This is a genomic window from Clavibacter sp. VKM Ac-2872, from assembly GCF_015351105.1.
Taxonomy (GTDB): Bacteria; Actinomycetota; Actinomycetes; order Actinomycetales; family Microbacteriaceae; genus Clavibacter.
In genome coordinates this window covers 259,835-282,899 of record NZ_JADKRR010000002.1, presented here as the reverse complement: position 1 = coordinate 282,899, position 23,065 = coordinate 259,835, and the positions used below count along the sequence as shown (strand labels likewise).

The 23,065-nt window shown below is 74.4% G+C and carries 22 protein-coding genes and 3 tRNA genes; 20 read left to right on the top strand and 5 right to left on the bottom strand.

The features are described from left to right. Positions 1 to 4: 4 nt before the first annotated feature. Positions 5 to 1,771 carry a 2-succinyl-5-enolpyruvyl-6-hydroxy-3-cyclohexene-1-carboxylic-acid synthase gene (menD, locus tag ITJ40_RS11680; RefSeq protein ID WP_194667227.1) on the top strand — a complete coding sequence of 589 codons (1,767 nt, stop codon included), beginning with the start codon at positions 5 to 7 and terminating at the stop codon, positions 1,769 to 1,771. Positions 1,772 to 1,798: 27 nt separating this feature from the next. Here menD and ITJ40_RS11675 read toward each other — a convergent pair whose 3' ends face one another. Further along, a complete protein-coding gene (locus ITJ40_RS11675) occupies positions 1,799 to 2,533 on the bottom strand; it encodes a tyrosine-protein phosphatase (protein WP_194667226.1) in 735 nt (244 codons plus the stop codon). A gap of 98 nt (positions 2,534 to 2,631) precedes the next feature. Here ITJ40_RS11675 and ITJ40_RS11670 point away from each other — a divergent pair, with 98 nt between their 5' ends. Further along, positions 2,632 to 3,201: an ArsR/SmtB family transcription factor gene (locus tag ITJ40_RS11670; RefSeq protein ID WP_370532042.1), complete on the top strand. Its 570-nt coding sequence runs from the start codon at positions 2,632 to 2,634 to the stop codon at positions 3,199 to 3,201. Further along, positions 3,198 to 4,514: an MFS transporter gene (locus ITJ40_RS11665; protein ID WP_194667225.1), complete on the top strand. Its 1,317-nt coding sequence runs from the start codon at positions 3,198 to 3,200 to the stop codon at positions 4,512 to 4,514. The genes ITJ40_RS11670 and ITJ40_RS11665 overlap by 4 nt, the downstream gene beginning before the upstream one ends. Here ITJ40_RS11665 and ITJ40_RS11660 read toward each other — a convergent pair. Next, a complete protein-coding gene (locus tag ITJ40_RS11660) occupies positions 4,511 to 5,785 on the bottom strand; it encodes a chorismate-binding protein (RefSeq protein ID WP_194667224.1) in 1,275 nt (424 codons plus the stop codon). The two genes, ITJ40_RS11665 and ITJ40_RS11660, sit on opposite strands and share 4 nt — an antisense overlap. A 160-nt stretch (positions 5,786 to 5,945) precedes the next feature. On the opposite strand from ITJ40_RS11660, the gene ubiE reads away from it, so the two are divergent. The 5 genes from ubiE (at position 5,946) to ITJ40_RS11635 (ending at position 10,670) form a co-directional block, all read left to right on the top strand. Continuing rightward, a complete protein-coding gene (ubiE, locus tag ITJ40_RS11655) occupies positions 5,946 to 6,680 on the top strand; it encodes a bifunctional demethylmenaquinone methyltransferase/2-methoxy-6-polyprenyl-1,4-benzoquinol methylase UbiE (RefSeq protein WP_194667433.1) in 735 nt (244 codons plus the stop codon). A gap of 34 nt (positions 6,681 to 6,714) precedes the next feature. After that, on the top strand, positions 6,715 to 7,788 hold the full coding sequence (locus ITJ40_RS11650; RefSeq protein ID WP_194667223.1) for a polyprenyl synthetase family protein: 1,074 nt from the start codon (positions 6,715 to 6,717) through the stop codon (positions 7,786 to 7,788). Positions 7,789 to 7,879: 91 nt separating this feature from the next. Continuing rightward, positions 7,880 to 9,250: an FAD-dependent oxidoreductase gene (locus ITJ40_RS11645; RefSeq protein WP_194667222.1), complete on the top strand. Its 1,371-nt coding sequence runs from the start codon at positions 7,880 to 7,882 to the stop codon at positions 9,248 to 9,250. Positions 9,251 to 9,373: 123 nt separating this feature from the next. Further along, positions 9,374 to 10,057 carry a prepilin peptidase gene (locus ITJ40_RS11640; RefSeq protein WP_194667221.1) on the top strand — a complete coding sequence of 228 codons (684 nt, stop codon included), beginning with the start codon at positions 9,374 to 9,376 and terminating at the stop codon, positions 10,055 to 10,057. A 124-nt stretch (positions 10,058 to 10,181) separates the two neighbouring features. Further along, complete coding sequence (locus ITJ40_RS11635; RefSeq protein ID WP_194667220.1) at positions 10,182 to 10,670, top strand: MarR family winged helix-turn-helix transcriptional regulator; 489 nt, start codon at positions 10,182 to 10,184, stop codon at positions 10,668 to 10,670. Between the two features lie 27 nt (positions 10,671 to 10,697). On the opposite strand, the gene cls is transcribed toward ITJ40_RS11635, so the two are convergent. Together cls and ITJ40_RS11625 are read right to left on the bottom strand one after the other, a co-directional pair. Beyond that, positions 10,698 to 12,167: a cardiolipin synthase gene (gene cls, locus ITJ40_RS11630; RefSeq protein WP_194667219.1), complete on the bottom strand. Its 1,470-nt coding sequence runs from the start codon at positions 12,165 to 12,167 to the stop codon at positions 10,698 to 10,700. An 87-nt stretch (positions 12,168 to 12,254) separates the two neighbouring features. After that, on the bottom strand, positions 12,255 to 12,743 hold the full coding sequence (locus tag ITJ40_RS11625) for a YajQ family cyclic di-GMP-binding protein (protein WP_043583901.1): 489 nt from the start codon (positions 12,741 to 12,743) through the stop codon (positions 12,255 to 12,257). Between the two features lie 129 nt (positions 12,744 to 12,872). On the opposite strand from ITJ40_RS11625, the gene ITJ40_RS11620 reads away from it, so the two are divergent. The 6 genes from ITJ40_RS11620 (at position 12,873) to ITJ40_RS11595 (ending at position 18,013) form a co-directional block, all read left to right on the top strand. Beyond that, positions 12,873 to 12,954: transfer RNA gene (locus ITJ40_RS11620), tRNA-Tyr, on the top strand. Positions 12,955 to 13,068: 114 nt separating this feature from the next. Next, positions 13,069 to 14,055 (top strand): aldo/keto reductase, encoded by a 987-nt coding sequence (locus ITJ40_RS11615; RefSeq protein WP_194667218.1) that lies wholly within the window; start codon positions 13,069 to 13,071, stop codon positions 14,053 to 14,055. Positions 14,056 to 14,124: 69 nt separating this feature from the next. Then, on the top strand, positions 14,125 to 14,865 hold the full coding sequence (locus ITJ40_RS11610; protein WP_194667217.1) for a YoaK family protein: 741 nt from the start codon (positions 14,125 to 14,127) through the stop codon (positions 14,863 to 14,865). Positions 14,866 to 14,929: 64 nt separating this feature from the next. Beyond that, positions 14,930 to 15,676: a YoaK family protein gene (locus tag ITJ40_RS11605; RefSeq protein ID WP_194667216.1), complete on the top strand. Its 747-nt coding sequence runs from the start codon at positions 14,930 to 14,932 to the stop codon at positions 15,674 to 15,676. A gap of 81 nt (positions 15,677 to 15,757) precedes the next feature. After that, positions 15,758 to 16,567: an inositol monophosphatase family protein gene (locus ITJ40_RS11600; RefSeq protein ID WP_194667215.1), complete on the top strand. Its 810-nt coding sequence runs from the start codon at positions 15,758 to 15,760 to the stop codon at positions 16,565 to 16,567. Positions 16,568 to 16,792: 225 nt separating this feature from the next. Beyond that, positions 16,793 to 18,013, top strand: a complete 1,221-nt coding sequence (locus ITJ40_RS11595) for a M23 family metallopeptidase (protein WP_194667214.1) — start codon at positions 16,793 to 16,795, stop codon at positions 18,011 to 18,013. A gap of 71 nt (positions 18,014 to 18,084) precedes the next feature. Here ITJ40_RS11595 and ITJ40_RS11590 read toward each other — a convergent pair whose 3' ends face one another. After that, on the bottom strand, positions 18,085 to 19,824 hold the full coding sequence (locus tag ITJ40_RS11590; RefSeq protein WP_194667213.1) for a glycoside hydrolase family 13 protein: 1,740 nt from the start codon (positions 19,822 to 19,824) through the stop codon (positions 18,085 to 18,087). Between the two features lie 139 nt (positions 19,825 to 19,963). Here ITJ40_RS11590 and ITJ40_RS11585 point away from each other — a divergent pair, with 139 nt between their 5' ends. From ITJ40_RS11585 to ITJ40_RS11560, 6 genes are all read left to right on the top strand, one after another. Then, positions 19,964 to 20,902 (top strand): aldo/keto reductase, encoded by a 939-nt coding sequence (locus ITJ40_RS11585; RefSeq protein WP_194667212.1) that lies wholly within the window; start codon positions 19,964 to 19,966, stop codon positions 20,900 to 20,902. Between the two features lie 110 nt (positions 20,903 to 21,012). Next, positions 21,013 to 21,084: transfer RNA gene (locus ITJ40_RS11580), tRNA-Thr, on the top strand. Between the two features lie 39 nt (positions 21,085 to 21,123). Continuing rightward, a tRNA-Met gene (locus tag ITJ40_RS11575) sits at positions 21,124 to 21,197 on the top strand. Between the two features lie 197 nt (positions 21,198 to 21,394). Further along, positions 21,395 to 21,592, top strand: coding sequence for a hypothetical protein (locus ITJ40_RS11570; protein WP_194667211.1), 198 nt, complete (start codon positions 21,395 to 21,397; stop codon positions 21,590 to 21,592). Positions 21,593 to 22,183: 591 nt separating this feature from the next. Further along, positions 22,184 to 22,633 carry a MaoC family dehydratase N-terminal domain-containing protein gene (locus ITJ40_RS11565; protein ID WP_194667210.1) on the top strand — a complete coding sequence of 150 codons (450 nt, stop codon included), beginning with the start codon at positions 22,184 to 22,186 and terminating at the stop codon, positions 22,631 to 22,633. Further along, a complete protein-coding gene (locus ITJ40_RS11560; RefSeq protein WP_194667209.1) occupies positions 22,630 to 23,064 on the top strand; it encodes a MaoC/PaaZ C-terminal domain-containing protein in 435 nt (144 codons plus the stop codon). Before ITJ40_RS11565 ends, ITJ40_RS11560 begins: the two co-directional genes overlap by 4 nt. The last annotated feature ends 1 nt before the right edge of the window (position 23,065 follow it).

The window sequence follows — 23,065 nt, the reverse complement described above, 5'->3', positions numbered from 1 at the left end:
TCCGGTGACCGCGACCGACTCCCGTCCCCCCCACCCGTCCTCCACCTCGCCCCGCACGGGCAACCCCTCCACGGATCGCGCGGTCGCGATGATGCTGGCGCTCGTCGCCGAGGGCGTCACCGACGTCGTGCTGTGCCCCGGATCCCGGTCCCAGGCCCTCGCGCTCGTCGCGGCGGAGCTGGAGCGCGTCGACGGCGTGCGACTGCACGTGCGCGTCGACGAGCGCGCCGCCGCGTTCCTGGCGCTCGGGCTCGGCGTCGAGTCCGGCCGTCCGGCGCCCGTCATCACCACGTCCGGCACGGCCGTCGCCAACCTCCACCCCGCGGTGCTCGAGGGCTGGCACTCGGGCGTCCCGATGCTGCTCCTCACGGGCGACCGCCCGGCGGAGCTCCGCGGGATCGCCAGCAACCAGACCACCCGCCAGCCCGGCATGTTCGGCGACCGGGTCGTCGTCGTCGACGTGCCGGCGCCCGAGGAGACCGACGACGACCTGGCGCGCGATGCGGTGATCGCGCGCGACGCGTACCGGCGGGCCCGCGACGAGCGCACGCCGGTGCACGTGAACGTGGCGTTCCGGGATCCGCTGTCCGTCGCGGTGCCGGACCTCGCGGACGCCGTCGCCGAGGCGCGCGCCGCCGCCGACGACGACGCCGCCGCCGCGCCTGAGCCCTCCGCCGCCGTGCCCGCCGACGTCCTCGACCTCCCGCACGGCCCGCGCACCCTCGTCGTCGCCGGCCACGCCGCGGGCGAGGCCGCCGAGGAGCTCGCGCGCGCCGGCGGCTGGCCGCTCGCGGCCGAGATCTCCAGCGGATCCCACTTCGGCCCGAACCTCGTCGTCTCCTTCCGCGAGCTGCTCGCCCGCCCCGGCTTCGGCGACCGCGTCGAGCGCGTGATCGTGTTCGGCCACCCCACGCTCACGCGCGAGGTCCCGCTGCTCGTGGGGCGGGAGGACGTGGAGGCGATCGTCGTCGGATCCACCGGCGGCGAGGACTACGACCCGCGCCACCGCGTCACCGCCCACCCGGCCGCCGTGCGCGTGGTGGGCGAGCCCGCGGATCCCGCTGACGCCCGGCGCTGGCTCGGCACGTGGGTGCAGGCGAGCCGTGCGATCCTCGACGAGGCGACCGCCGCGGAGTCCGCGCCGCTCCTCCCCTCCGGCACCACGCCCGCCGAGCGCCGCGAGTTCGCGAAGGCCGAGCTCGCCGCCGTGCGCGCCGACGTCACCCGCCGCCACCTCGTGCGCGCGCTCTGGCAGGCCACCTGGCCGCACGACCGGCTCGTGCTCGGGGCGTCGCGCCTCATCCGCGAGGCCGACCGCGCGCTCCCCGGCAAGCGCGTGCGCGTGCATGCCAACCGCGGCCTCGCCGGCATCGACGGCACCATCTCCACCGGCCTCGGCATCGCGCTGGCGTCGCAGGCCGGATCCGGCAGCGCGGCCGCGGGGATCACGCGCGTGCTCGTCGGCGACCTGACGCTCCTGCACGACGTCGGATCGCTGCTGCTCGGCACGGGCGAGCGCGTGCCGCGGATCCAGGTCATCGTCGGCAACGACGGCGGCGGCACGATCTTCGACGGCCTCGAGGTGTCGCGCACCGCGGCGCCCGCCGCCATCGACCGCGTCATGTTCACGCCCCAGCGGGTGGACCTCGCGAGCCTCGCGCGGGCCTACGGCTGGGCGCACCTCCGCGCCGCGACGCACGGTGAGCTGGAGGCGGCGCTCACGACGGCGTCCGAGGCGCCGCTCCTCATCGAGGTGCCGCTCGTCCGGTAGCGGATGGGTCGGGTCCGGGGGCCGGGCTCAGGCCGGGATCGCGCCGCGCCACGTGCGCAGCGCCCGGCGCTCGTCGTCCGTGAAGCCGACCGCGTCGAGGAACCGGTCGAGGTCGATCCCCGCCATCGCGTCCCGGAACGCCGCCTCGCTCGTGGTGCCGCGCTCCGCGAGGAGGTCCGCGATCGCGGGCTCCAGGTCGGGCTGGCCCTGGTTCGCCGACCGCTCCGGCCCGAGGCGGATGCTCTCCAGGTAGTCGTCGACGATCTCGTCCGGCTCGGCGCCCACCGCGAGGAGCAGCAGCAGCGCGACCAGGCCCGTGCGGTCGCGGCCGGCGCCGCAGTGGAAGAGCACGCCACCCGCGGGGGCATCGGCGATCGTCCGCAGGGCGGCGCCCGCCCGTTCCGGCAGCTCGGCGAGGTGCGGCAGGTAGTAGAGGGGCGTGCCGACGAGGCCCGTGTCCCAGTACGGGACCCAGAAGTCCGGGTGGTCGTCGAGGCCGTCGAGGTCGACGTGCGCGACGTGGATCCACTCGGGCCGCGGGTGCGTGTCCCGGGCCCGCTCGGCCGGCTGCCGGAGGTCCAGCACCGTGCGGTAGCCGAGCTCGCGCAGGCGCTCCCAGCCGGTGTCGGTGATGAGGTCCGCGTCCTCGCAGCGGGCGAGGGCGCCGGTCGGGGTCGTGCCGCCGCCACGGAGGCGGATGCCGCCGAGGTCGCGGGCGTTGACGAGGCCGTCGATCGGGAGGGTGCGGTCGGATGCGGTCATCGCCCGAGTCGACCACGACCGCGGCCGGATGCGCGTCATCCTCCCGACCCCCAAACGGATGTTTGACAGTGATGCCCCCGACGTGGTCGGATGGCCGCGTGCCCGCCGACGAGACCGACCTCCGCGACCTCCGCGTCATCGCCCACCCGCTGCGCCTGCGCCTCCTGTCGCTCTGCACGCGGTCACCCGTGAGCGCCTCCGAGGCCGCGCGGGAGCTCGGCGAGACGCAGGCCAACGTCAGCTACCACCTGCGCCGCCTCCGCGAGGCCGGGCTGCTCGAGGACGCGGGCGTCGAGCGGATCCGCGGGGGAGCGGCCCGGCGCTACCGGCACGTGCCCGCGAGCGGCGAGCGGCTCGACGCGCTGACCGGGGGCAGCATGCCGACGCTGGCCGCCGCGCTCACGGCGGAGCTCACCCGCCGCGCGGCAGGGCATGCGGACGGCACGCGGCCGATGATCACGGACGCCGAGCTCACGGTCTCCACCGGCACGTGGATCCGCGTGCAGGAGCTGGCCCGCGAGCTCGGCACCGTGCTCCACGACGACTCCGCCCGCCGGCCGGGCGACGACGACGTGCGGGTCAGCGCGACCCTGGCGCTGTTCGCGATGGCGGAGGGCGCCGCCGCGCCGCCGGCGCCGGGTGCGCCCGCGGATCCGGCGACCGCGTGACCGCGGCCGGCACGCCGCCGCCCGTCCCCGCCGGCTACCTCGCCGTCCTGGCGCTGCCGGGTGCGCTCCGCGTGTTCCTCCCGGCGATGCTCGGCCGCCTCTCGTTCGCGATGGTCGCGCTCGCGCTGCTGCTCCTCGTCCAGGCGCGTACGGGGTCCTTCGCCGCCGCCGGCCTCGCGACGGGCGCGTTCGGCCTCGCCAACGTGCTCGCCTCGCCGGCCCGGGCCCGGCTCGTGGACGCCCGCGGCCAGCGTCCCGTGCTCGTGGCGCTCGCGGTCGCCCACGCGCTCGGGCTCGTCGGCGTTCTCGCCGCCGTGCGGATCGGCGCGCCCGTGGGAGTCGTCGTCGCGGCGGCCGCGCTCGCCGGCCTCCCGATGCCGCCGCTCGGCGCCGCCATGCGCGTCGTGTGGGCGGCGCTCGTGCCCGACGCGCGGATGCGGACGCGCGCCTACAGCCTCGACGCCGTGGGGGAGGAGGTCGTGTTCACGGTCGGCCCGCTCCTCGTGGCGGCGCTCGTCGCGGTCGCGGATCCCGAGGTCGCCGTGCTCGCATCGGCCGCCGCGAGCGTGCTGGGCACGCTCGGCATGACGTCGTCGCGGCTGTCCCGGGCGCAGGGCGCACGCGTCGCGCCGCTCCCGGAGGCGCGGGCGGATGGCGGGCGCGCGCGTCGTCGCACGACGGATCCGCTCCGCCAGCCGCTCCTGATCCCCCTGCTCGTGACGCTGCTCGGCGTGGGCGCGGTGCTCGGATCCGTCGAGGTCGCCGTCGCCGCGCTGGCCGAGCGCGCCGGCAGCACGGCGCTCGCGGGCCCGCTGCTCGCCGCGTTCGCCGCGGGCAGCGCGGTCGGGGGCCTCGCGTACGGGTCGCGCGCGTGGCGGGCGCCGGCGCGGATCCGCCTGGTCGTCCTCGTCGCCGCGATGCTCGCCGCGACGGCCCTCCTCGCCGTGGTCGCGGCCCGCGTCGCCGACGCGCCGGACGTCATCGGCCTCCTCCTGCTCGCCGTCGGCCTCGTCCCCGTCGGCCTGTTCCTCGCGCCCGCGATGGTCACGGGGTACCTCCTCGCCGACGCGCAGACCGCGCCGTCGGTGCGCACCGAGGCGTCCGCGTGGGTGAACACGGCCGTCAACACGGGGGTCGCGCTCGCGGCGGCCGCGGTCGGCTCGGTGGTGGACGCGGCGGGACCGGTGGCCGGCATCACGGCCGGCGCGGTCGCGGCGCTGGTGGTCGCGGGGATCGCGGCGCCCGCGCTCCTGCGCCGACGCGCCCTGCCGGATCGGGCTGAGGAGATCGCGGCGGACGGCGCCGGCCTCTAGCCCAGCGCCTCCACGACGGGCCGGAACTTCATCGCCGTCTCGGCGCGCTCGCGCTCGGGGTCGGATCCCGCGACGATGCCGGCGCCCGCGTGCGCGACGATGGCGCCCGACGGATCCACCTGGGCGCCCCGCAGCGCGATGGCCCACTCGCCGTCGCCGTCGGCCGCGACCCAGCCGACCGGTCCGGCGTAGCGTCCGCGGTCGGCGGGCTCCAGCTCGGCGATGAGCTCCAGGGCGGCGGCCGTCGGGTGCCCGGCGACCGCGGCCGTCGGGTGCAGCGCGCCCACGAGGTCGAGCGAGGAGGATCCGTCGCCCAGCGTGCCCGTGACGTCGCTCGCCAGGTGCCACAGGTTCGGCAGCTTGAGCGTGAAGGGCGCGTCGGTCGTGGCGAGGTCGCGGCTGTGCGGGCGCAGGGCGTCGAGCACGCTGTCGCGCGCGAACGCGTGCTCCTCGTTGTCCTTGGGGCTCGCGGCGAGGCCGGCTGCCGCGGCGGCGTCGGCCCGCGCGTCCGCGCCGCGCGAGACGGTGCCGGCGAGGACGCGCGCGCCGACCGTGCCGCCGCCGACGCGCACGAGCGTCTCGGGGCTGGCGCCGATGAGGCCGTCGACCGCGTAGGTCCAGCAGTCCGGGTAGCCGAGCGCGAAGCGGCTGAGGGCGAGGCGGAGGTCGCCGCCGAGGGGGAGGCGGCCGACGAGGTCGCGCGCGAGCACGACCTTCTGCATGCGGCCCGTGCCGATGGTCGCGACGGCGCTCGCGACGGCGGCCTCGTAGTCGTCGGGTCCCATGGACCCGGGGCGCAGGTGCAGCCGGTACTCGGCGCCGGAGCGCTCCGGCACGGGGATGGCGCCCGCGGCCAGGGCGTCGAGCGGGGAGGCGATGTCGCCGTCCTCCTGGTCGGCCAGCCGGATCCGCGTGACCCACGACACCCCGTCCCGTCGGCCGACCACGACGCGCGGCACGACGAGCACGCTCGCGGCGGCCGAGTCGTCGGCGAAGGCGAACGCGCCGAACGCGATGAGGCCGGTGCCGGGGATCCCGAGCGGATCCGTGACGGTCGCCGCGGCGGCCACCTCGCGCCACGCGGCGGCGGCCTCCCGCACGCGGTCGGGCCCGCGGAACTCGAGCCGGAGCGCCTCGCCGATGCCGCCCATCCCGGATCCGTGCCGCAGCCACAGGAGCGGGTGCCGGGCGTCGAGGAGGGGGACGAGCCGGGCGATGGAGTCGACGGGGGTGGTGTCGACGAGGAGCGCTCGGACGCGGGATGCGGTCACGGGTGCCACCCTACCGCCGGGGATCCGGGCCTCTCCGGGCGTCGGCCGACCCCGGATCCCGACCCCGTCCGCGCCCGTCGCCCCCGTCCTCTGATGGGCCCCTGGGCATCCGGCCGCCGCCCACCGCGTGCCCAGCGCGCCCGAATAGACTGACGGCGTGATGCGAGCAGACCTCAGCAAGAAGCCCGGCCAGGTGTCGGCCATGTTCGACGAGGTCTCGAGCGCCTACGACCGCACGAACACCCTGCTGTCGGTAGGGAACGACCAGCTGTGGCGCGTCGCCACCACGCGGGCCGTCGCGCCCGTCGCCGGGGAGCGGATCCTCGACCTCGCCGCGGGCACGGGCACCTCGAGCGCCGCGCTCGCCGCGTCCGGCGCGCACGTGGTCGCCGCCGACTTCTCCGAGGGCATGCTCGAGGTGGGCCGCCGCCGCCTCGCCGGCAACGACCGGGTCGAGTTCGTGCACGCGGACGCCACCGACCTCCCCTTCGACGACGACTCCTTCGACGCCGTCACCATCTCCTTCGGCCTCCGCAACGTGGTCGAGCCGCGCAAGGGCCTCGACGAGCTGCTCCGCGTGCTCAAGCCCGGCGGCCGCATCGTCATCTGCGAGTTCAGCACCCCGCCCGTGCCGCTCGTGCGCCGCGGCTACGACCTCTACATGAAGGCCGTCGCGCCGTCGCTCGTGAAGCTCGTGAGCTCCAACGCCGGCGCGTACGAGTACCTCAACGAGTCGATCCAGGCCTGGCCCGACCAGGAGACGCTGGCCTCGTGGCTCCGCGAGGCGGGGTTCGCGTCGGTCGAGCACCGCAACCTCACCGCGGGGATCGTGGCGCTGCACCGCGGCGTCAAGCCCGCCGGCCGTCACGCCGCTCCCCGTCCCGCCGCGTCCTGACCGCGCGCGAACCCCACAGACAAGGACGCCGAACATGAGTCCGAGCATCCCGCTCGCCCGGCGCGGCAGCTCCGTCGCCGCCCACGCCAGCCTCACCGAGCGCCTCTTCGCGTCCTCGGACGACCGGCGGATGGCGCGCAGCATCGACGACGGGCTCGCGCTCGTCGAGGAGCAGCTGCTCCGCGAGGTCCGGTTCGCCGACGACGTGGCCGACGTCACCACGCGCTACCTCCTCGACGCCGGCGGCAAGCGCGTGCGCCCCATGCTCGCCCTCCTCATCGCCCAGCTCGGCGAGGGCAACACGCAGCAGGTGGTGGACGCGGCCGTCGCCATCGAGATCACGCACCTCGCGTCGCTGTACCACGACGACGTCATGGACGAGGCGGACATGCGCCGCGGCGTCCCGAGCGCGCAGGCCGTGTGGGGCAACTCCGTGGCCATCCTCGCGGGCGACCTCCTCTTCGCCCGCGCCAGCAAGATCGTGGCCGACCTCGGCCCGCGCGCCATCCGCCTGCAGGCCGCGACCTTCGAGCGCCTCGTGCTCGGCCAGCTGCACGAGACCATCGGCCCGCGTGAGAGCCAAGATCCGATCGAGCACTACCTCGACGTCCTCGCCGACAAGACCGGCTCCCTCATCGCGTGCGCCGCGCAGATGGGCGTCATCTACTCCGGCGCGGATCCCGAGCTCGAGTCGGCCGTGCTGGCCTTCGGCGAGCGCACGGGCGTGGCCTTCCAGCTCGTCGACGACGTGCTCGACCTCGCCGACCAGCCCGAGGAGACCGGCAAGCTCGCCGGCACCGACCTGCGCGCGGGCGTCGCCACCCTCCCCCTCCTCTACCTGCGTCGGCTCGCGGAGACGGACGCCGCCGCGGCGTCGCTGCTCGCGCGGATCCAGCGCGACGTCGAGCACGAGGAGACGCCCGAGTCCGAGGCCGACCTCACCGCGGCCATCGCCGAGCTCCGCGACCACGAGGTCACCGCCCGCACCATCGCGGAGGCCCACCGCTGGGCCGCCGACGCGGTCGACGCGCTCGCGCCCCTCCCCGAGGGCCCGGTGAAGAAGGCGCTCACGCGCTTCGCCGACACCATCGTCGAGCGCACGCGCTAGCTGCCGCTCGTCCCCGCCGGCTCTCGCGGGGATCCGCACCACCACGCCCCCGCACGGCCGGCACGGGGACGACGACGAACCGGAGACACCAGTGACCAAGCTCAGGCTGGCCATCGTGGGCGCAGGGCCCGCGGGCATCTACGCGGCCGACATCATCCTGAAGGCCGAGAAGCAGTTCGACGTCTCCATCGACCTGTTCGAGCGCCTCCCCGCGCCGTACGGCCTCGTCCGCTACGGCGTCGCGCCCGACCACCCGCGCATCAAGGGCATCATCGGCGCGCTGCGCGACGTGCTCGACCGCGGTGACATCCGCATCTTCGGCAACGTCGACTACGGCCGCGACATCACGCTGGAGGACCTGCAGAGGCACTACAACGCGGTCATCTTCTCCACGGGCGCGATCCGCGACGCCGCGCTCGACATCCCCGGCATCGACCTGCCGGGCTCCTACGGCGCGGCCGACTTCGTCAACTGGTTCGACGGCCACCCGGACTTCCCGCGCGACTGGCCGCTCGACGCCCGCGAGGTGGCCGTCATCGGCAACGGCAACGTGGCGCTCGACGTCGCGCGCATGCTCGCCAAGCACGCGGACGACCTGCTGCCCACCGAGATCCCGGACAACGTCTACACGGGGCTCAAGCACTCGCCCGTCACCGACGTGCACGTCTTCGGCCGCCGCGGCCCCGCGCAGGTGAAGTTCACGCCGCTCGAGCTGCGCGAGCTGGGCGAGGTGCCCGACGTCGACGTCATCGTCCACGACGAGGACTTCGGCGTGGATCCCGCCGCCGAGGAGGCCGCGAAGACCAACAAGCAGGTCATGGTCATCAGCCGCGTGCTGGAGAAGTGGCGCACGCGGGAGACCGGATCCGCGTCCCGCCGCCTGCACCTGCACTTCTACTCGCGCCCCGCGGAGGTGCTCGCGTCCGACGACGCCGAGCCGCGGGTCGCGGGCCTGCGCATCGAGCGCACCCGGCCGGACGGCCTCGGCGGCGTGGAGGGCACGGGCGAGTACCGCGACGTGCCCGTCCAGGCGGTCTACCGCGCGGTCGGCTACTTCGGCTCGCCCGTCGACGGGATCCCGTTCGACGAGGTCCGCGGCGTCATCCCGAACCACGAGGGCCAGGTCCTCGACGAGGACAACACCCGCATCCCCGGCGTCTACGCCACGGGCTGGATCAAGCGCGGGCCCATCGGCCTGATCGGGCACACCAAGTCCGACGCCATGGAGACCGTCTCGCACGTGCTCAACGACCAGGGCGACTGGTGGACCCCCGAGGCGCCCGAGGAGCAGGCGATCGTCGACCTCCTCGCCGAGCGCGGCATCGAGTACACCGACCTCGCCGGCTGGCACGCGCTGGACGAGCACGAGATCGCCCTGGGCCAGCCGCACGGGCGCGCCCGCATCAAGGTGGTCGAGCGCGAGGAGATGCTCGAGGCGTCGCGTCGGCGGCAGTCCGTCTGATCCGCTCCACCTGATCGACGCTGACGGGCGCCCGCGCTCCTCCCGCGGGCGCCCGTCCGCCGTCCGTCCCCAGCCGGTCGCCCCACCGCCCGGCGCGCGCCCCGCAGCCCCTAGGGTCGCCGCGTGATCCCCGCCACCCCGACCGCCCTCGTCGCCGCGGTCGGGCTCGCCGGCGCCGCCCTCGGCGCCGCATCCCCGGCGCTCGCCCGCGTCGCCCTCGACGGAGGCCGCCGCCCAGGTGGCCTCGACGCCCGGCCGTCGGATCCGCTCCCCGGCCTCGGCGCCGCCGCCGCGGTCGTCGCCGCCCTGGTCGCGGGGATCCTCGCCGCCCTCGTCCTCACCGAGACGCCGCCCGCGCGGATCCCCGTGGCGCTCCTCCTCGTGGCCGTCGGCCCGGTGCTCGTCCTCGCCGACCTCGCGGCGCACCGCCTGCCCGACCGCGCCACCGCTCCCGCGGCCGTCGCGGCGGCGGCCCTCGCGCTGGTCGCCGGCGGATCCGGCCTGCTGCTCGCGGCGGCGGCGTGCGGAGCGGCAGCCGTCGCCGTGCTCGCGCTCCTCCAGGCCGCGACCGGCGGCGGCCTCGGCACGGGCGACGTGAAGCTCGCCGGCGTCATCGGCCTGGCGCTCGGGCAGCTCGGGCCGGCGCAGGTCGCGCTGGGCCTCGCCGCGGGCACGCTCCTCGGCGGCGTCGCGGCCACCGCCCTGCTGGTCGGCGGCCGTGCGCGGGCGTCGACCGCCGTGCCCTTCGGCCCGTGGCTGCTCCTGGGCGCGCTCCTGGTGGCGGCCGCTCCCAGTACGCTCGCGTGAGCGCGCGGACGACCCCGGCCGATGGTTGCCTGTGCGCGCAGCGTCCCCGCGCTCCGACAGGCGTACGGTGGAGGAAGTGTCCAAGACCCCGGCATCGACGTACGGACGAGCCAGAGGAAAAGAAATGGCACAGAGATCGCTCACACTGCTGCAGGACGAGACCGGCGTGCTCCTGGCCGCGGCCTCGCGCGCGGTGGTCTCGCTCTACCGGCCGCTGCTGCAGCCGCTCAACCTGACGCACCCGCAGTACCTGGTGCTGCTGGCCCTCGACGAGGAGGAGCCGCAGGCGGTCGTCGACCTCGCCGAGAAGCTGCACCTCACCCCGGGCACGCTCTCCCCGCTGCTCAAGCGCCTGGAGGTGTTCGGCTACGTCACGCGCTTCCGCGACACCACGGATGAGCGCCGCCTCTCGGTCGGCCTCACGGACGCCGGGCGCGAGATGCTCCCCGTCATCTGGCGCGTCGGCGACCAGGTCCGCCGCGACATCGCCGGCCAGGGCGCGGGCGACTCGCCGCTGCGCGACCTGCTGCAGGACGTCCTCGATCGCGCCACCGCCCAGGAGCACGGCCAGGACCACGGCCTCCCGGGGGCGTCGGCCGTCGACCGCGACTGATCCGCGTCCGGCGCGGGTCCGTCGCGTCTACTGCACGCCCGAGGTCAGGCGCGCGAGGTTGTCGAGCACCGTGCTGAAGCGCGTGCGCCGGCTCCACTCGTCGAGGGTGAGCTCGCGGCTGCGTTCCCGGTAGCCGTCCTCGACCCGCCGCATCTCGCGCACGAAGCCCGGGCCGCGCACCATCAGCGACACCTCCATGTTGAGGCTGAACGACCGCATGTCCATGTTGCTGGATCCGATGACGGCCACGTCGTCGTCGATCGTGAAGTGCTTGCTGTGCAGGATGTACGGGGCGCGGTACATCCAGATCCGCACGCCCGCGTTCAGGAGCTCCTCGTAGTAGGAGCGCTGCGCGTGGTACACCACGGGCTGGTCGCCGATCTCGCTCACGAACAGCTCCACGGAGAGCCCGCGCTGCACGGCCGTGGTGATCGCGTACCGCATGGAGTCGTCGGGCACGAAGTACGGCGACGTGATGACGATCCGCTCCTGCGCGTAGTAGAGGAGCGCGTTGAACAGCCGGAGGTTGTTCTCGCCGGGGAACCCGGGGCCGGACGGCACGACCTGGCAGTCGAGCTCCTCGTCGTCGTCCGAGGCCGCGATCTCGATGGGCTCGGTCTCGCGCACGAGCAGCTGGTCGGTCTCGGCGTACCAGTCGGTGATGAAGATCGCGTTGAGGCCGCTGACGATGGGGCCCTCGAGGCGCGTCATGAGGTCCTGCCACTTCAGGCCGCGCTTGCGGTTGACGACCTTGTTGTAGCTGCGGTGGACCATGTTCTGGGATCCCATGAAGCCCACGCGGCCGTCGATCACGAGCACCTTGCGGTGGTTGCGTAGATCCGGCCGCTGGTAGCGACCGCGCAGCGGCTGCACGGGGAGCATGAGGTGCCAGTCCGCGCCGATGGCCGTGAGCTTGCGCGTCGTCCGCCGGTAGCCGGGCGCGCGCAGCGACGCGATGTGGTCGAGCAGCACGCGCACCGTCACCCCGCGCTGCACGGCGCGCTCCATGGCGTCGAAGAAGGGCGCGCTCGTGACGTCCCACGCGAGGATGTAGAACTCGACGTGCACGTACCGCGTCGCCTTCTCGACCTCCGCGGTCATGGCGGCGATGGACTCGTCGTAGTGGCTGTAGAGCTTCGCCCGGTTGCCGCCCACGAGCGGCATGGAGCCGAGCGTGCGGTTGAGCTCCACGACCGAGTCGAGCCACGACGGCCAGGAGTGCTCGCGCGTGACGCGCTCGATGCCCTCGGTCGACTCGATGATGAACCGGTTGATCTCCTGCTGCTTCTCCCGGCGCCGCTTCGGCAGCCGGGTGGAGCCGATGAGGAGGAAGAGGAAGATGCCGATGTACGGCAGGAAGAAGATCGCCATCAGCCACGCCATGGCCGTGGACGGCCGGCGGTTCCGGGGGATGACCAGCAGGGCCACCACGCGCACGATGAAGTCGACGACGACCGCGAGCCCCGCGAGGACGAGGGTGGTCATCGAGGGGTCCATCAGGCGGAGTCTATCCGCCGGGACCCCTCCGCCGACGGGCCGCGCGCCCCGCGGACACGGCCGTCCGGGGCACCGGACGCCGGCGGATCAGCGGAAGTTGACGAACTGCAGGTCGAGGTCGACGTCCGCGCCCTTGAGCAGCGCGATGGTCTGCTGCAGGTCGTCGCGGCTCTTGCTCGAGACGCGGAGCTCGTCGCCCTCGACGCGGCTCTTGATGCTCTTCGGGCCCTCGTCGCGGATGATCTTGCCGATCTTCTTCGCGTTGGCCTGGTCGATGCCCTGCTTGAGCGTGACCTCGATGCGGTACTCCTTGCCGGACGCGAAGGGCTCGCCCTCCTCGAGGCTCTTGAGGCCGATGCCGCGCTTGATCATCTTCGTCTGCAGCACGTCGAGGATCGCCTTCACGCGCTCCTCGCTCGAGGCCTTCATGAGGATGGTGTCGCCGCTCCACTCGATGGAGGCGCCCACGTTCTTGAAGTCGTAGCGCTGCTCCACCTCCTTCTGGGTCTGGTGGACGGCGTTGTCCGCCTCCATGCGGTCGACCTTGCTGACGACGTCGAACGAGGAATCTGCCATGCCGACCATGTTAAGGGACGGGCGGCTGCGGCCCGCGGCGAGGGGATCCGACGATTTCGGTTCGCGGGCCGGCGCCCGCTATCATCGACGAGCGTCTCCGGTCCGTGATCACACAGGTCGGGTGCGCATGGCGAGTTACCCTAGCGGCCAAAGGGATCTGACTGTAAATCAGACGGCTCAGCCTTCGGGGGTTCGAATCCCTCACTCGCCACCGCACCGGACGGCCCCGCTCGCGCGGGGCCGTTCGTCTGCCTCGACGCATCCGTCGGGGCCCGCCCGCGCAGGCAGAGTCGCCCGCGCGCCCGACGACCTGGATCCACCACCGATGTTCCCCGCCGCACCCGGCCCCCGCACGCGCGCCCTCGGCACGTCCGGCGTCGTCGTCTCCACGCTCGGCCTCGGCACGAGCGGCTTCGGCTGGACCACCGACCGCGAGGAGGCGTTCGCGATCCTCGACGCCTACCGGGAGGAGGGCGGCACCTTCGTCGACACCGCGTCCTCGTACTCGCAGTGGGTGCCCGGCCACGCGGGCGGCGAGTCCGAGGCGATCATCGGCGGATGGCTCGCCGCGCGCGGCTGCCGCGACGAGGTGGTCGTCGGCACGAAGGTCGGCAAGAGCCGCGACGCCCCGGGCACGTCGGCCGCGTCCATCCGCCGCGGCGTGGACGCCTCGCTCCGCCGCCTCGGCACCGGGCACGTCGACGTCGTGCACGCGCACCTCGACGACACCCGCACGCCGCTCGAGGAGACCGTCGCCGCGCTGTCCGACCTGGTGAAGGAGGGCAAGGCGCGGCTCGTGGGCGTCTCCGGCTTCCGCCCCGAGCGGATCGAGGAGGCGCTCGCGCTCGCGCACGGATCCGGCGCGGTCCCCGTGGGTGTGGTGCAGGAGGAGTACAGCCTGCTGGCCCGGGATCACGCGGAGGGTCGGCTGCAGGCGCTCGTCCGACAGGAGGGTCTCGGCCTCGTCGCGCACAGCGTGCTGGCGAAGGGGTTCCTCACCGGCAAGTACCTGCCGGGCGCGCCCGCCGTGCCGTCGGCCCGCGCCCTCGACGCCGAGCAGTACATGACGGCGGGCGGGCACGCGACGGTGCGCGCCGCCGAGGAGATCGCGCGGATGCGCGGCGTCACCGTCGCCGAGGTCGCCATCGCGTGGGTGCTCGGTCGGCCCGGTATCGCGAGCGCGCTCGTCGGCGCACGCACGGCCCGGCAGATCCGGCAGCTGATGCCCGCCGCGCAGCTCGTGCTCGACGACGACGAGGTGTCCCGTCTGGCATCCGCGGCCGCGCGGGCGACGCGGGACGAGAGCGCCTGATCCCAGGGGGCACGGAGGGGCGCCCCCTAATTTGGGGCGCCATTCGTCCCGACATCGAGGAGCCTCCCCATGCCCCGACACTGGCCCGAAGGCGCGTACGTCGCCGCCCTGCTCGTCCTGACGACCGCCACCGGCGCGATCGACGGCGTCAGCTACCTCGCCCTCGACCGCGTCTTCACCGGCAACATGACCGGCAACGTCATCTTCATCGGCTTCGGCCTGGTGGGCGTCGCCGGCGTCCCCGTGCTCAACAACGCCGTGGCGCTCGTCGCGTTCATGGCCGGCGCGGTCATCGCGTCGCGCATCACCTGCCGCGCGCCCACCGACCTGCGCCTGCCGCGGCCGGCCGTGGGGATCCTCGTCGTGAACACCCTGCTCACCTTCGCGCTCGCGGGGGTCTGGTTCGCGGTCGGCGCTCTCGAGGAGGGCGTGATGATCGCGATCACCGGGCTCTTCTCCCTCCTGCTCGGCGCGCAGGCGGCCGCCGTGCGGAGCATCGGCCTCTCCGACCTCTCCACCGTGGTCGTGACGATGACAGCGGTGAACCTCTCCTCGGACAGCCGCGTCGCCGGCGGCACGGGTGCCGCGTGGCGCCGCCGCCTCGGTGCCATCGCGGCGATGGCGAGCGGCGCGCTGGTCTCGGCGCTCATCACGACGCGCATCGGCGCCCCGTGGGCGCTGCTCGTCGCGGGGGCGCTGATGACGGTCGGGGTCGGGCTGCTGGCGAACGCGCGCCGCATCGAGCGGACGCGCATCCGGGAGGGCGCCGCCGACCCGGCGGCGAGCGATCCCGACGGGCTCCCCGCCTGACCTCGGCGGCGGCCGACCCGCCCTAGGGTGAGAGGGTCCGTCGCCCGACCGTCGAGGAGCGCCCGTGTCCCGTCCCTGGCCCGAGGGCTCCTACATCGCCGCCCTGCTCGTGATGACCACCGCGACCGGCGCCATCGACGGCGTCAGCTACCTCGCGCTCGACCGCGTCTTCACCGGCAACATGACCGGCAACGTGCTCTTCATCGGCTTCGGCCTGGTGGGCGTCGCCGGCATCCCCGTGCTCAACAACCTCGTGGCGCTCGTGGCCTTCATGCTCGGCGCGGTGATCGCGTCGCGCATCGCCCGGCGCGCGCCCACCGACGTGCACCTGCCGCGCTCGTCCGTCTGGATCCTCGCCACGGGCACGCTCACGACCCTCGCGCTCGCGGTGGTCTGGCTCGCGGTCGGCACGCTCGACACCGGGGTGATGATCGCCATCACGGGCGTCCTCGCGCTGCTGCTCGGCGCGCAGGCGGCCGCGGTCAAGAGCATCGGCCTGCGCGACCTCTCCACCGTCGTCGTGACGATGACGATGGTGAACCTCTCCTCCGACAGCCGCGTCGCGGGCGGCACGGGCGCCGCGTGGGCCCGTCGCATCGGCGCGATCGTCTGCATGGGGCTCGGCGCGCTCGTCGCCGCGCTCATCACGACGCACGTCGGCGGCGCATGGGCGCTGCTGGCCGCGGGCGGGCTGATGGTGCTGGGCGTGACCCTGCTGTGGAACGCGCGCCGGATCGAGCGGGGGCACCTCCGCGAGGCCGCGTCGCACACCCCGGTGGTGGACGAGCGCACGGGCGTCGCGCCCGCCTGAGCCGTCCCGCCCGCCTGAGCCGTCCCGCCCGCCTGAGTCGTCCCGCCGCGGGGTCCCCGACGGCTCTGCCAGGCTGGTCGCATGACGACCCCCGGTGACACCGCGCTCCTGTCCATCGCCCGCGACATCGCCGTCCGCGCCGGGGAGCTCGCGCTCCGCCGCCGCCGGGAGGGCGTCGAGGTCGCCGCGTCGAAGTCGAGCCCCGAGGACATCGTCACGCACACGGACCGCGAGACCGAGGACCTCATCCGGCGGGCGCTGCAGGACGTCCGCCCCGACGACGGCTTCCTCGGCGAGGAGTCCGAGGGCACGGCGGGCACGTCCGGCCTCACCTGGGTGGTCGACCCCATCGACGGGACCGTCAACTTCCTCTACGGGATCCCCGCGTGGGCCGTGAGCATCGCGGTGGTCGAGGGCGAGGCGGATCCGCTCACCTGGACCGCCCGCGCCGGCTGCGTCGTGAACCCCACCCTCGGCGAGGTCTACACGGCGACGGCGGGCGGCGGATCCGCGCTCGACGGCCGGCCGCTCGCCGTCAACGCCGACGTGCCGCTCGCCCTCGCCCTCGTCGGCACGGGCTTCTCCTACGGCGCGGAGACGCGCATGCGGCAGGGCCGCGTGATCACGGATCTGCTCGGCGAGGTGCGCGACATCCGCCGCATCGGCGCCGCGTCGCTGGACCTCTGCAACGTCGCGGCGGGCCGCACCGACGCCTACTTCGAGCGCGGGCTCAAGCCGTGGGACCACGCGGCCGGCGCCCTCATCGCGGCGGAAGCGGGTGCGCGCGTGACCGGGATCGGCGGCGGACCCGCGTCGGACGAGCTCCTGATCGCGGCGGATCCGGAGCTCGCGCGCGCCCTCGAGGAGCGGCTGGAGCGCCCGCGCGCCTAGCCCCTCGGCGCCCTCGCGCGCATCCCCCGGGTGGCGCGAATCCCTTCCGGCGGTTAGCCTTTACCGATCCGTTACATCGCGACCGGGCTGGAACCGGTCGCTCGCGCACGCCCCGACACCGCTCGGCCCGCACGGCGCAGCACCTGTCCCTCGCACTAGGAGTCCCACGATCCTGTCCGTCCTCCACGCCTCGCGTGCCCCCCAGACCTCCGACCGGCGGCCCTCGTGCTGACCCCCGACGAGACCGCAGGGACCGTGTACCCGACGCGACGCGAGCGCCGCGAGGCGGAGCGTCGGGCGGCCGAGGCCGTCGAGGCGACAGCGGGCGGATCCGCTCCCCTCGAGGACGCGCAGCCGGAGCAGGTCGCCCCCGGGACGACGGCCGCCGCTGACGCGGAGGTCGCCCCCGATGCGCCGATCGCCCCCGCGCCCCGCACCATCCACATCCCGGTGGAGGCCCCCGCCGCCCCCAGCACGCACCTCCCCGCGCAGGCCGAGCCCGCCGCCGCGACCGCCGCGGAGACCGTCCCGTTCGCGACCCGCGCCCGTCGCCTCCGCGCCGCATCCTCCGCCGCGCCCGAGTCGCGCCGCTCCTCCTACGTGCCGGCGAAGCGCGCGAGCGTGCCGGCCGCCGCGCCGCACGCCCGCGTCCGCGGACGCCGCATCCCGGCCTCCACGCGCCCCGCCCTCGCCGCTCCGGCGCCCGAGTCCGCCGCGGGCCGCCGCCGCTCGAACGCGTCGCGCGGCCTCACGCTCCTCACCATGGCGTTCGTCGCGACGGTCACCATCGCGACCTCCCTGCCGTCCTCCGCGTTCCTCACCGGCCAGGACATGGCGCAGGCGAACGTCGTCACGGACGCGCCGGCCACGTCCGTCCCCAGCCAGAGCGTCGCGCTCTCCGCGGCCCCCGCGGCGACGGTCGTCGGCGGCACCGACGACGCGTTCACGGCGACGACGCCGCAGCAGATCATGCTCGCCCAGACGTCGAAGGGCGCCGGCGCCTTCACGAACGACATCAACGGCACGATCCAATGGCCCTTCGCCTCGGGCGTGCCCATCAGCGGCGTCTTCGGCCACCGCATCGCGCCCTGCTCCAACGGCTGCTCGAGCGATCACAAGGGCGTCGACTTCGCGCCGGGCCTCGGCGCCCCCATCCAGGCGATCGCCGACGGCGTCGTCCGCGAGGCCGTCAACAGCGACACCGGTCTCGGCGTCCACCTCGTGATCGACCACGTGATCGACGGGCAGCTCGTCACGAGCGTCTACGGCCACATGCTGCCGGGGTCCCTCCGGGTCCAAGTCGGCGACGCCGTCAAGGTGGGCACGCAGATCGGCCAGGTCGGCAACACGGGCGCCTCCACCGGCCCGCACCTCCACCTCGAGATCCACGTCGCGGACGGCACCCCGGTGGATCCCTTCGCCTGGCTGAAGGAGCACGCGAACTAGCCCGCGCAGCGCGCGCACGACGACGCCCCCTCGCCCGAAGGCGAGGGGGCGTCGTCGCGTCCGGTACGGGACTACTCCCGGATCAGCCACACGGTCGTGTCGGACGGCACGGCGTCGCCGTCGAGCGGCCGGCTCGCGAGCAGCACGCGGCCCTCGGGCAGCGGGACGGACGCGTCGCCGAGGTTCGCGATGACCGTGACGCCCGCGCTCGCGAACGCCACGACGTCGTCGCCCTCCGCGTCGATCCACGCCAGCGAGCCCAGCGCGAGCCCGTGCTCGCGGCGCAGCAGCAGCGCCTCCGTGTAGAGGGAGAGGGTGGACGCGGGATCCGCCTGCTCGGCGTCGCGCGCGAACCGGTCCCAGTCCTCGGGCTGCGGCAGCCAGCTGGCGTCGCCGTCGCTGAAGCCGTACGACAGCTTCCCGGCCTCCCACGGGATCGGCACGCGGCAGCCGTCGCGGCCGTAGCGCTCGCCCGCGGTGCGGTGGAAGGTCGGATCCTGGCGCGCCGCATCCGGCAGCCGGATGTCCTCGGGCAGCCCCAGCTCCTCGCCCTGGTAGATGTACGCGCTCCCGGGGAGCGCCAGCATGAGCGCGCTGGCGGCACGCGCGCGACGGAGGCCGAGCTCCTCGTCCACCGTCACGGTCGACTCCGGCCCGATGCCCACGCCCTGCGGGTTCTCGCCCGAGAGCGCGAGGCGGCTGGCGTGCCGCACCACGTCGTGGTTCGAGAGCACCCACGTGCTCGGCGCGCCCACGGAGGAGAAGGTCGCGAGCGACGCGTCGATCGTGCGGCGGAGCGCTGCGGCGTCCCACGGCGTCTCGAGGTAGCTGAAGTTGAAGGCCTGGTGCATCTCGTCGGGGCGCACCCAGTCGGCGAGCTTCGCGAGCGGCTCGACCCACGCCTCGGCGACCATCGCGCGGTCGCCCTCGTAGGAGTCGAAGATCTCGCGCCACTCGCGGTAGATCTCGTGCACGCCCTCCTGCGCGAAGTACGGCGGCGGGGGAGCGGGCTGGTCGTCGACGCCGCCGGCGCCGCCCATGCTGCCCTGGCCCTCGGGCGGCGTGTAGTCGGGGAGGCCGGGCGCCTTGACCATGCCGTGCGCGACGTCCACGCGGAACCCGTCGACGCCGCGGTCGAGCCAGAAGCGCAGGATCTCGCGGAAGCGCTCGCGCACCCACGGGTTCGTCCAGTCGAGGTCGGGCTGCGACGAGTCGAACAGGTGCAGGTACCACTGTCCGGGCGTGCCGTCGGCCTCGGTGAGCCGCGTCCACGCGGGACCCCCGAAGATCGACTCCCAGTTGTTCGGCGGCAGCTCGCCGTCGGCGCCCTTCCCGTCGCGGAACATGTAGCGGGCGCGCTCCTCGCTGCCGGCGGGGGCCGCGAGCGCCTCCTGGAACCAGCGGTGCGCGGAGGAGGTGTGGTTCGGGACGATGTCGACGATCACGCGGAGGCCGAGCTCGTGCGCGCGGCGCTGCATCCGGTCGAAGTCGTCGAGGGTGCCGAACAGCGGATCCACCGCGCAGTAGTCGGCGACGTCGTAGCCCGCGTCGTTCTGCGGCGACAGGAAGAAGGGGGAGAGCCAGACGGCGTCGACCCCGAGCTCGCGGAGCGCGGGGAGGCGCTCGGTGATCCCGGGGAGGTCGCCGATGCCGTCGCCGTCGGAGTCGGCGAACGAGCGCGGGTAGATCTGGTAGATGACGGCGGTGCGCCACCACTCGGATCCGGTGCCGTGCTGCGGGGTGCTGTCGGGGTGGGTCGAGATGTCGTCCCGGGCAGCCGTGGACAGGGCTGTGGGGGCAGGCGAAGTCATGCATCGAGCCTAGGCGACCGCCCCCGGCCGCCCTCGCCGACGCCGGTGGCCTGGGGAGCCGCGGAATAGCCGGCCGCCCGTGGCGCCTTGACCCTGGAGGCGGCCGCCCGCCGTCATCACCGGACGAAGGAGATCAGCCATGACGAACCCCGCACGCGTGCCCCTCGGATCCAGCGGCATGGAGGTGAGCCCCCTGTCCTTCGGCGGCAACGTCTTCGGCTGGACCGCCGACGAGGCGACCTCCTTCCAGCTGCTCGACGCGTACGTCGAGGCCGGCGGCAACTTCGTCGACACCGCCGACGTCTACTCCGCCTGGAAGCCCGGCAACTCCGGCGGCGAGTCCGAGGAGATCATCGGACGCTGGCTCGCCGCCCGCGGACGTCCGGACGACCTCGTGATCGCCACCAAGGTCGGCTCGCTGGAGTCCGCCAAGGGGACGTCGCGCGACAGCGTGCGCCGCGGCGTGGAGGCCAGCCTCCGCCGTCTGGGCGTCGACGCGATCGACCTCTACTACGCGCACATCGACGACCAGGACACCCCGATCGAGGAGACCGTCACGGCGCTCGCCGAGCTCGTCGCCGAGGGCAAGGTGCGCGCGATCGGCGCGTCCAACTTCACGGCCGAGCGCCTGCAGGCCGCGCTCGACGTCTCCGCCCGCGAGGGCGTCGCCCGCTTCGAGGTGCTGCAGAACCGGTACAACCTCGTCGAGCGCGGTGCCTACGAGGGAGGGCTCGCCGACCTGCTGATCCGCGAGGGCATCGCGTCCGCGCCCTACTCGGCCCTCGCGAGCGGCTTCCTGACCGGCAAGTACCGCGGCGGCGAGGTCGACAGCCCCCGCGCCGGCGGCGCATCGAAGTACTACGACGACCACGGCCGCGCCCTCCTCGAGGTCCTCGACCGCGTCGCCGAGGCGCACGGCGTCTCCGTCACCACGGTCTCGCTCGCCTGGCTCCGGGCCCAGCCCTCGGTCACCGCGCCCATCGCCAGCGCGCGGGACCTGACGCAGCTGCCCGACCTGCTCGCGTCCATGGACCTCGAGCTGACGACCGACGAGGTCCGCGAGCTCTCCGCGGTCTGATCCCGCCCTCGCCCGCCGTGCCCCGGTCCGGGGCCGTCCCGCGTCTCGGGGGCGGTCCCGGACCTGCTATCGTCGTATGGTTCCAGCGCGTCTCCGACGCGCCCGGGCACGCCCCCATAGCTCATTGGTAGAGCACTTCCTTGGTAAGGAAGAGGTAGTGAGTTCAATCCTCACTGGGGGCTCGATCCCCGGCCTCCCACGCGGACGGCCACGGGGATCGTGGCGGGGTAGCTCAGGTGGTTAGAGCACACGGCTCATAATCGTGGTGTCGCGGGTTCAAGTCCCGCTCCCGCTACGGAAGCGCGGATCCCTCGGGGTCCGTCCTCCTCGATAGGCCCCGGACACCTCTCGCCAGGTTCCGGGGCCTTTCCCGTTCCCGCGCGCGGTGCCCGCCTCGTCGGCTGGTGAGGCCCGCCCGCCGCGGCCGGGCCTGCGTGTCCAGCCGGGACCGTCGCCCTTCCGGCACCCGCCTCCGCGGCGTAGCCTCCGGGCATGACCCACCACGACTCCACGGATCCCACCGACCACGACCACGCCACGGGCGCCGAGCACGACGACGTGCTCTACAAGACCCAGGGCAACCCCGTCCCCGACGCGCACGACGAGGAGCGCCGCGAGGCGCCGGCTGGCGGCGACTACACCGCGAGCGAGTCCGAGGAGGAGAAGGAGGCACGCGAGGGCGGCGCCTGATCCGCACCCCGCTCCCCGAGCGCACGAGGGCCGCCGCGACGCGTTCGCGGCGGCCCTCGCGCGTTCCGCGACCGGTCGTCGCCGTCCGTCCGCGGGCCGACACGCCGGGTCCGCACGAGCGCCGGATCCACGCCGCGTGCCCGGATCCGCATGACGACGCGGAAGGCGCCGCGACACGCCGAAACACTAGATGTAGTGGAATGACAGGTCTGTAGTTCGGGTTATATAGTGGAGAACCTCACCGCCCCACCGGGTGGCCGAGCAACCCGGATCCTCGCGAAGACGCGGAACCGGAGGCCATCGGGGCGAGAGCCACGAGACCTGAGGAGCCGCACCGGCGGCTCCCGACCAGACACAACGGGAGGCACCCATGGACTACGACAACAACGACACCGTCGGCGGCTACGCGATCCCCGTCGACCCCATGGAGCTCCTGCAGTGCGACTCCTGCCAGTAGGCAGCTGACGCCGCACGAGCGGCATCGCGACCCGGGCCCCGGTCCCCACGAGAAGTGGGGGCCGGGGCTCTCGCGTACCCGGGGAGGGGCGGCCCGCCCGGGGCGCGCGGACGGCCGCCGCGTAGGATCGTCCGGTGCCAGTGAATCCAGACCTCCAGGGTCGCGTGCTCCCCGCCGCCGCCCCGTACCTGGTGGGACGCGAGAAGGTGCGCGAGTTCGCCCGCGCCGTCGGCGCCACCCACCCCGTCCACCTCGACCCCGAGGCGGCGCGCGCCGCCGGCCACGCCGACGTGGTCGCGCCGAGCACGTTCCCCGTCGTCGTGCAGGAGGCGGCGCTCGCGCAGCTGCTCGACGAGCCCGACGCGGGCATCGACTTCAGTCGCGTCGTCCACGGCGAGCAGGCGTTCGCGCACTCGCGCCCGGTGGTCGCCGGCGACGAGCTCACCGCGACGCTCACCGTCACGAAGGTGGCGACCCTCGGCGGCAACGCGATGGTGACCGCCGAGACCGCGATGACGGACGCCACGGGAGCGCACGTCGTCACGGCCGTCTCCACCCTCGTGGTCCGCGGGGACGACGCGTGAGCGCCGCACCCGTGCCCGTGCTCGCCGACCTCGCCGTGGGCGACGTCGTGGCGGAGCGCTCCGTGCACCTCACGCGCGACTCGCTCGTCCGCTACGCGGGCGCGTCGGGCGACTTCAACCCCATCCACTACCGCGACGACGTGGCCGCATCGGTCGGGCTGCCGGGCGTCCTCGCCCACGGCATGCTCACGATGGGCCAGGCCGTGCAGCCCGTGGCCGACTGGGCGGGCGATCCCTCGCGCATCGTGTCCTACGGCGTGCGGTTCACGCGTCCCGTGGTCGTGGATCCGGCCGATGGCCAGCACCTCGCGATCTCCGCCAAGGTCGGCGCGATCGACGCCGAGGCGGGCACCGTGCGCATCGACATCGCGGTCTCGGTCGACGGGAAGACCGTCCTCGGCCGCGCCCAGGCGCAGGTCCGGCTGGCGTAGG

Excerpts from the sequence above, each read along its gene's own strand:
- ITJ40_RS11675 (WP_194667226.1), bottom strand. The coding sequence starts at position 2,533 with ATGACCGCATCCGACCGCACCCTCCCGATCGACGGCCTCGTCAACGCC.
- ubiE (WP_194667433.1), top strand. The coding sequence starts at position 5,946 with ATGCGAGCAGACCTCAGCAAGAAGCCCGGCCAGGTGTCGGCCATGTTC.
- ITJ40_RS11650 (WP_194667223.1), top strand. The coding sequence starts at position 6,715 with ATGAGTCCGAGCATCCCGCTCGCCCGGCGCGGCAGCTCCGTCGCCGCC.
- ITJ40_RS11635 (WP_194667220.1), top strand. The coding sequence starts at position 10,182 with ATGGCACAGAGATCGCTCACACTGCTGCAGGACGAGACCGGCGTGCTC.
- cls (WP_194667219.1), bottom strand. The coding sequence starts at position 12,167 with ATGGACCCCTCGATGACCACCCTCGTCCTCGCGGGGCTCGCGGTCGTC.
- ITJ40_RS11625 (WP_043583901.1), bottom strand. The coding sequence starts at position 12,743 with ATGGCAGATTCCTCGTTCGACGTCGTCAGCAAGGTCGACCGCATGGAG.
- ITJ40_RS11615 (WP_194667218.1), top strand. The coding sequence starts at position 13,069 with ATGTTCCCCGCCGCACCCGGCCCCCGCACGCGCGCCCTCGGCACGTCC.
- ITJ40_RS11610 (WP_194667217.1), top strand. The coding sequence starts at position 14,125 with ATGCCCCGACACTGGCCCGAAGGCGCGTACGTCGCCGCCCTGCTCGTC.
- ITJ40_RS11600 (WP_194667215.1), top strand. The coding sequence starts at position 15,758 with ATGACGACCCCCGGTGACACCGCGCTCCTGTCCATCGCCCGCGACATC.
- ITJ40_RS11590 (WP_194667213.1), bottom strand. The coding sequence starts at position 19,824 with ATGACTTCGCCTGCCCCCACAGCCCTGTCCACGGCTGCCCGGGACGAC.
- ITJ40_RS11585 (WP_194667212.1), top strand. The coding sequence starts at position 19,964 with ATGACGAACCCCGCACGCGTGCCCCTCGGATCCAGCGGCATGGAGGTG.
- ITJ40_RS11570 (WP_194667211.1), top strand. The coding sequence starts at position 21,395 with ATGACCCACCACGACTCCACGGATCCCACCGACCACGACCACGCCACG.